This window comes from Succinivibrio dextrinosolvens DSM 3072 (genome assembly GCF_900167015.1).
GTDB classification, from domain to species: domain Bacteria; phylum Pseudomonadota; class Gammaproteobacteria; order Enterobacterales; family Succinivibrionaceae; genus Succinivibrio; species Succinivibrio dextrinosolvens.
In genome coordinates, this window is sequence record NZ_FUXX01000032.1 from 23,909 (window position 1) to 30,472 (window position 6,564).

Here is a 6,564-nt window from a genome sequence, read left to right on the forward strand (position 1 = left end):
CTGTGTATTAAGTATTTTTGGATTTTGGAGCTTATTAAATGACTGTTGCTGTTGGTGAAGAGGAAAAAATCCCTCGTAACTTTATTACCGACATTATTGATGATGATTTAAATTCAGGTCGCCATGACCATGTTGCAACCAGATTCCCTCCAGAGCCAAATGGTTACCTTCACATAGGTCATGCTAAATCAATCTGTCTGAACTTTGGTTTGGCAAGAGACTACAAGGGTACATGTAATTTAAGATTTGATGATACCAACCCTGAAAAGGAAGACATGGAATATATCAATTCCATTCAGAGAGATGTTCAGTGGCTTGGATTTAAGTGGACTGAGATCCGTCATTCATCAGACTATTTTGATCGTCTGTATGGCTATGCATTAGAACTTATTGATAAAGGTCTTGCATATGTTGACGAGCTTTCTCCTGATGAGATTCGTGAATATCGTGGTACTCTGAAGGAGCCTGGCAAGGAGAGTCCTTACAGAAATCGTTCAATCGAGGAAAACCGCGCTTTATTTGAGAAAATGAAGGCAGGTGAATTCAAGGAAGGTCAGGTTTGCCTAAGAGCAAAGATTGATATGGCTTCTCCATTCATCTGTATGCGTGATCCTGTTATTTATCGTGTAAGATTTGCTGAGCATGCGATTACCAAGGATAAGTGGTGTATTTATCCTATGTATGATTTTACACACTGCATTTCTGATGCAATCGAAGGTATTACTCATTCTATCTGTACTCTTGAGTTCCAGGATAATCGTAGATTATATGACTGGGTTTTAGAGCACATTTCTATTAAGGCTCGTCCACATCAGTATGAGATGAGCCGTCTGAACCTGGAAGGCTCTATCACCTCAAAGCGTAAATTAAACCTTCTTGTAAAAGAGGGCATTGTTGACGGATGGGATGACCCTCGTCTTACAACCATTTCCGGTCTGCGCCGCAGAGGCTATACTCCTGCATCAATCAGAGAGTTCTGCCGTCGTATCGGTGTAACCAAGCAGGAAAATGTTGTTGAAATGAGCGCTCTTGAGTCATGTATCAGAGATGATCTTAACAGAAACGCTCCTCGCGCTATGGCTGTTTTACATCCAATTAAGCTTGTTATTGATAACTATGGCGAAGAGGGGGTAACTGATACCTCTTATACCATCAGCAATCATCCTGAGCGAGAGGATTTAGGTACAAGAACCATTACCATCAGCAAGGAACTTTATATTGATGAGGCTGATTTCAGAGAGGAAGCTAACAAGCAGTACAAGCGTCTGAAGTTAGGTCATGAGGTTCGTCTGCGCAATTCATATGTTGTTCAGGCAGTTTCCTGTGAGAAGGATAGTGATGGCAAGGTTACTGTTGTTCACGTTGTAGCTGTTCCAAATTCTGTAGGTGCTACCATTGAAGGTCATAAGCCAAAGGGAGTTATCCACTGGGTTGATGCAAACAACTGCTATCGTGGAAAGGTAAATCTATATGAGAATCTGTTTAACGTACCTAATCCAGGTGCTGCAGAGGATTTCCTTTCAACTGTAAACAAGAACTCTAAGATTGAAATTGAGAATGCAGCTTTAGAGGCTAGTCTGAAGGATGCTAAAGTAGGACAGAGTTTCCAGTTTGAGAGAGAAGGTTATTTCTGTGTCGACAGCAAGAACTCTACTGAAGGTAAGCCAGAGTTCAACTTGACTGTTGCCTTAAGAGAGACCAAAAAAGTTTCTGTATAACAAACGATAAGTGGAAGAAGGAGTAAGTACACTATGTCAGATTATGAAAATGACAACGCTCAGAAGGCAGAGGATAAGGTTGCGCCTCCACCAGGCAGTGACTATGAAGTTGCATTCACTTATCATTCTGACAATCAGCTAGAAAGAGCATACGATAAGGCTGAACATTGGGTTAAGGTAGGTGTTCGTCCTAATCAGATCTTCTTAGATGACAGATCAATGGGCGTAATCAATTTCCGTAAGGAAATGAGAGATCCTCTACTAATCCAGGCTGGTGTGGAGCGTTTGATTGATTTCAGATGTTCTCTGACTCTTTCAGATACTGATGTTGACGCTGTTTTCTCTAGTGTTTGCTATTATGAACCAGGTTCAGAGCCAACATATATCAATGCTTATGATCCAGAGCTTTCATCAATCAAAGAGGTTTTAAACATGGTAAGTACCAATCTGTTTAATTACCTACAGAAACCTCTTCTTCAGCAGGATGAATAATTAGCTTTAATCAATGGGGCATCGCTTTAAAAAGCGGTGCTCCAAAGCAATGAACATTACTGTCCCAAAATGTCGCCATAGAGCGGAGGGATTAGTATTCTGTTCTCTAAGTTTGCCTGGCTATGTTGAATGCAGTTAATCCAGGGATAACTTAAAAATGATAATTAAACTGATATCTATCTAACTGCATTTATCAGATATCATCAGAACAAGTATTAAGATACAGGAGTATTTAGGTGACAAAGTATAAGTTAGATAAACTTGCTTTAGTCGTAACTGTAATGGCATTGCCAGCTCTTACCATGACAGGATGCGTTACTGTAAAGGACTATTACCAAGAATATTTTGGTATGGACAAGAGTACAAGAGAGGTTACAGGCTATTACGAGCACGTTGATTCGAAGATCTACAGAAATACTCTTGTTGTACCTGAAGGTTTGGATAATCCTGGTACTAATCAGGAACTTGTTATTCCTCAGGTTAATGCCAAATCTCTGCACGGTCCTTTAGGTGAAGCTGTTGATGTTCGCCCTCCTACCGCTCCATACAGATCAGACATGGGTATTCATACTCAGTGGATTGACGGTGAAGCTATTGTCTGGTTTGAGAGAAACGGCTCACACGGTATTCACTCTGAAGATGATGCCTGGATGCTGTTAGCTTCAGTTCTAAAACATATGAATATCGGTGTCGGCAAGATTGCTCCTGGTCAGTATCTGTTAACCACCATTTCTCGTGATTTTACCGAATTCGGTAAGCCTTATGATGCAACTGATGCTGATGTCGGTCTTAAGAAATATAACCAGATCTATCAGATCCGTGTCGGAAGAAATTCTGATGGTTCCCTAGGTATCGCTTCTAAGCTTATCGGTTCAATGACTTCTTTATCCTCAGGCAAGGGTATGGAAGACCTGCTTGATATGATCGAGCAGGAACGTTTTGCTATGGGCTTTGCCAACAATATCATTCACGAAATTGATGCTAAGCAGCATGAGGCTGAGGCAGATCCTGATAATCTTGTTGTTTCTCTTGGTAAGGACCATAACAGACATCAGGCAATTATCGTTGAGGCTCCATTTGAAACCACTAATGCTATCCTGGAAGGCCTGTTCGACAAGTGTGGCTGGAAGGTTCTAAAGCACTCAGTTTCAAAGGCTTTATATGATGTTGAGGTTCAGGATAATACTGATAACTGGACCAATGTACACGGTAGACGTCTTCTGGACATTAACACCGGTAAGTATAAGATCCGTGTTGGTATCCACCAGAAGAAGTACAGTTCAATTACCTTCTACAATGAGAAGGATAATCCAATTCCAGATCAGGAGATTTCAAGACTGTATCCTGGCTTTGCAGACGTGCTTGTTGAAGAATTCAAGTCTTACTCAGGTGCTCAGGCTGTTAAGGTACAGGCTAACTAGTTTATCTCTTCTAGATAATAAAATCCTAAGGCGTACTATTGCACAAAGCGGTAGTACGCTTTTTGTTTCGTAAGTGGTGAGAAATCAGCCTCCGAGCAGGGATAGAATTACACTCTTGCTGTTGTTGATTCTTGAGAATAAAGCTGCAATTATCTGTTGTCGTACCATTAGCTCGGCAAGTTTTGATGCCTCTTCTGCATAATCAGTATCTGTGATTCTTGAACGGGCATCCGACAGGTTTTCATACATGGAGTCATTGTTTCTGATAGCTGATTCCATTCGATTCTGAACTGCTCCAAGTCTGGACTGATAACTACTTATTGCGTTGATGTATTTATCGATACATCCGATAACTGATTCTGCATTCTGAGCAGATGTAAGACTAAAAGACAGTGTAGATCCACTTTCTTTTATAAAGGAGGATGTTGTCAGTACTCCTGTATAAGAACATAGTCCTGACATAGAGAATCCCTGGGCAAAGCCAGGAATCGAGATTTTATCACCTACATTGCCAGAACACTGAATATCAATGCTACCATTAGCACTGAAAAGCCCGCCAGTGTTACCTGCAAGGATTTGTGCTCCAGCGAAAGTTGTACTGTTTGAGATTCTTGAGATTTCATTGCATAACTCCTGCACTTCTGTATCTATTGCCAGTCTTGAACTATCATCATACGTTCCTGATGCGGCCTGAATTGCCAGAGTTCTGATTCTCTGAAGCATATTCTTGCTTTCATCAAGCGCATGTTCCATGGTCTGAGCAACAGATAAACCATCATTCAGATTTCTAGAGCCCTGCTTATAACCATTGATCTGAGCTGTAAGTCGATCTGCAATCATAAGTCCTGCAGGATCATCTTTTGCTGAGTTGATTCTTTTTCCAGAAGCAAGTCTCTGATAGACCGTATCTAATCCTGAGGTAACATTATTCAATGTCCTCATAGCACTCATACTCGCTATATTTGTCAGATATAGTGGCATATAGTGTTACCTCTTTTTAGATAGATTTATTTTTTATTTATTAATGGTTATACATACATATCGGCATCATTCAGAATTTCTGAATAGAATCGAGTTTATTCATTTTTTTTTGGTTATGTTGTAAACGTTTACCTAAAAATAACGAAGTGTAGCATAGGCTTAAATTAGGCTTTTTATCAAAATGAAGAATTATAAAAATCTAAAACGTTTCCAATAAATGTAAACTCTTAGAATTTATCAAAAATTAATCTTAGGAATGTGATTGATATCTAAAACTACTCTTAAATTTCGTGGAGTCCTATCAACTTTTCATAAATTCTTAGATTATTCCTAGCAAGAAAATTTTAATATACAGTTACTTAACAAACATAAAAATATAAGGAGTCGTGTATGCCAAGATATATGTGGTTTATTATCTCGGTAATAGCCTTGCTTGTAGGTTATTTCGTGTATGGACGTATCGTCGAAAGAATTTTCGGCCCAAATCCAGCTAGATCAACCCCAGCTAAAACAAAGAGTGACGGTGTTGACTATGTTGCCATGCCTAAGTGGAAACTATGGTTGATTCAGTTACTAAACATCGCAGGTGTAGGTCCCGTATTCGGTCCTATCCTAGGTGCTGTTTATGGTCCAACCGCTTTATTATGGATTGTTTTCGGTACTATTTTTGCCGGTGCTGTTCATGATTACTTCTCAGGAATGCTTTCTGTTCGCTACGGCGGTGCAAACGTACCTGATGTTGTAGGTTATAACCTAGGTAAGATTGCCAAGAATGGTATGCGTGTCTTCGCAACAATTCTTCTGTTACTGGTAGGTGTTGTATTCGCAACAGCTCCTGCTGGTCTGTTAGCAAAGCTTTCAGTTGGTCACTTTGACGGTGTAATGACCTTCGGTGCATGGTTAGGTGTAATCTTTGCATACTACTTCCTTGCTACCATCATTCCTATTGATAAGATCATCGGTAGAATCTACCCTATATTCGGCGCATTACTACTAATCATGGCTATTGGTGTAACCATTGGTCTGTTTGTTGAAATGCCAGAAAACTTCTACTCATGGGCTACCTTTGAACACAATACCCATCCAAATGATCTGCCAATCTTCCCTCTAGTATTCATTACTATTGCTTGTGGTGCTCTGTCAGGCTTCCACTCAACCCAGTCTCCTCTAATGGCACGCTGTGTTGAGAATGAGTCAGAAGGTCGTATGGTATTCTACGGTGCAATGGTTGCTGAGGGCTTCATTGGTCTAGTATGGTGTACTGTTGGTATGACCTTCTACCCAGATGCTCAGGCTCTACTGTCTGCAGGCGGTCCTGCTGTTGTTGTTAACGACTCTTGCGTTGCCTTATTAGGTGGTTTTGGTGGTCTTCTGGCAATTCTTGGTGTGGTTATCCTTCCAGTTACCTCTGGTGATACCGCATTCAGAGCTGCACGTTTAACCATCGCTGATGTAGTTCATCTTCCACAGATTAAGCCAATGAAGAGACTTGTAATTGCAATCCCTGTTTTCCTAATCGGTATTGCTTTATCTCAGATTGACTTCAACATCATCTGGAGATACTTCGGTTTCTCAAATCAGACTCTTGCAGGAATCTGCTTATGGTCAGCAGCTGCTTACCTGTACAGAAAGGATAAGTTCCACTGGATCTGCACACTTCCAGCAAGCTTCATCACTGTTGTATCTGTAAGCTATATCTGCTTTGAGAAGACAATGGGCTTTGGCTTAGATATCTCAACTTCTAACATCATTGGTGTTGTAGTTGCTGTAATCTGCTTAGTAAGCTTACTGAAGTTTGGTAAGAAACCAGTTGAAGGTGCTCCAACTGATGTCTGATTATAAGTAGAATCTGTTTGACATCCTCCCCTTGCTGAAGCAAGGGGATTCCTACTGCTGACATTACTGTTCAGCTTCAGAGGGTTCACAGTGCTGACTCCTTTTGGAGTTCACTT

5 protein-coding genes are annotated in these 6,564 nt (G+C 40.6%); 4 read left to right on the forward strand and 1 reads right to left on the reverse strand.

Annotation, left to right across the window (positions count from 1 at the left end):
• Window positions 1–38 precede the first annotated feature (38 nt).
• The 3 genes from glnS to bamC all read left to right on the forward strand — a co-directional run bounded on the left by glnS (window position 39) and on the right by bamC (window position 3,631).
• Window positions 39–1,718: a glutamine--tRNA ligase gene (gene glnS / locus B5D46_RS08670; protein ID WP_078929114.1), complete on the forward strand. Its 1,680-nt coding sequence runs from the start codon at window positions 39–41 to the stop codon at window positions 1,716–1,718.
• Window positions 1,719–1,751: 33 nt separating this feature from the next.
• Window positions 1,752–2,210 carry a hypothetical protein gene (locus B5D46_RS08675; RefSeq protein ID WP_078929115.1) on the forward strand — a complete coding sequence of 153 codons (459 nt, stop codon included), beginning with the start codon at window positions 1,752–1,754 and terminating at the stop codon, window positions 2,208–2,210.
• Between the two features lie 236 nt (window positions 2,211–2,446).
• Complete coding sequence (bamC, locus tag B5D46_RS08680) at window positions 2,447–3,631, forward strand: outer membrane protein assembly factor BamC (protein WP_078929116.1); 1,185 nt, start codon at window positions 2,447–2,449, stop codon at window positions 3,629–3,631.
• Window positions 3,632–3,715: 84 nt separating this feature from the next.
• On the opposite strand, the gene B5D46_RS08685 is transcribed toward bamC, so the two are convergent.
• Window positions 3,716–4,612 (reverse strand): flagellin N-terminal helical domain-containing protein, encoded by an 897-nt coding sequence (locus B5D46_RS08685; protein WP_078929117.1) that lies wholly within the window; start codon window positions 4,610–4,612, stop codon window positions 3,716–3,718.
• A 390-nt stretch (window positions 4,613–5,002) separates the two neighbouring features.
• Here B5D46_RS08685 and B5D46_RS08690 point away from each other — a divergent pair, with 390 nt between their 5' ends.
• On the forward strand, window positions 5,003–6,448 hold the full coding sequence (locus tag B5D46_RS08690; protein ID WP_078929118.1) for a carbon starvation CstA family protein: 1,446 nt from the start codon (window positions 5,003–5,005) through the stop codon (window positions 6,446–6,448).
• Window positions 6,449–6,564 lie beyond the last annotated feature (116 nt).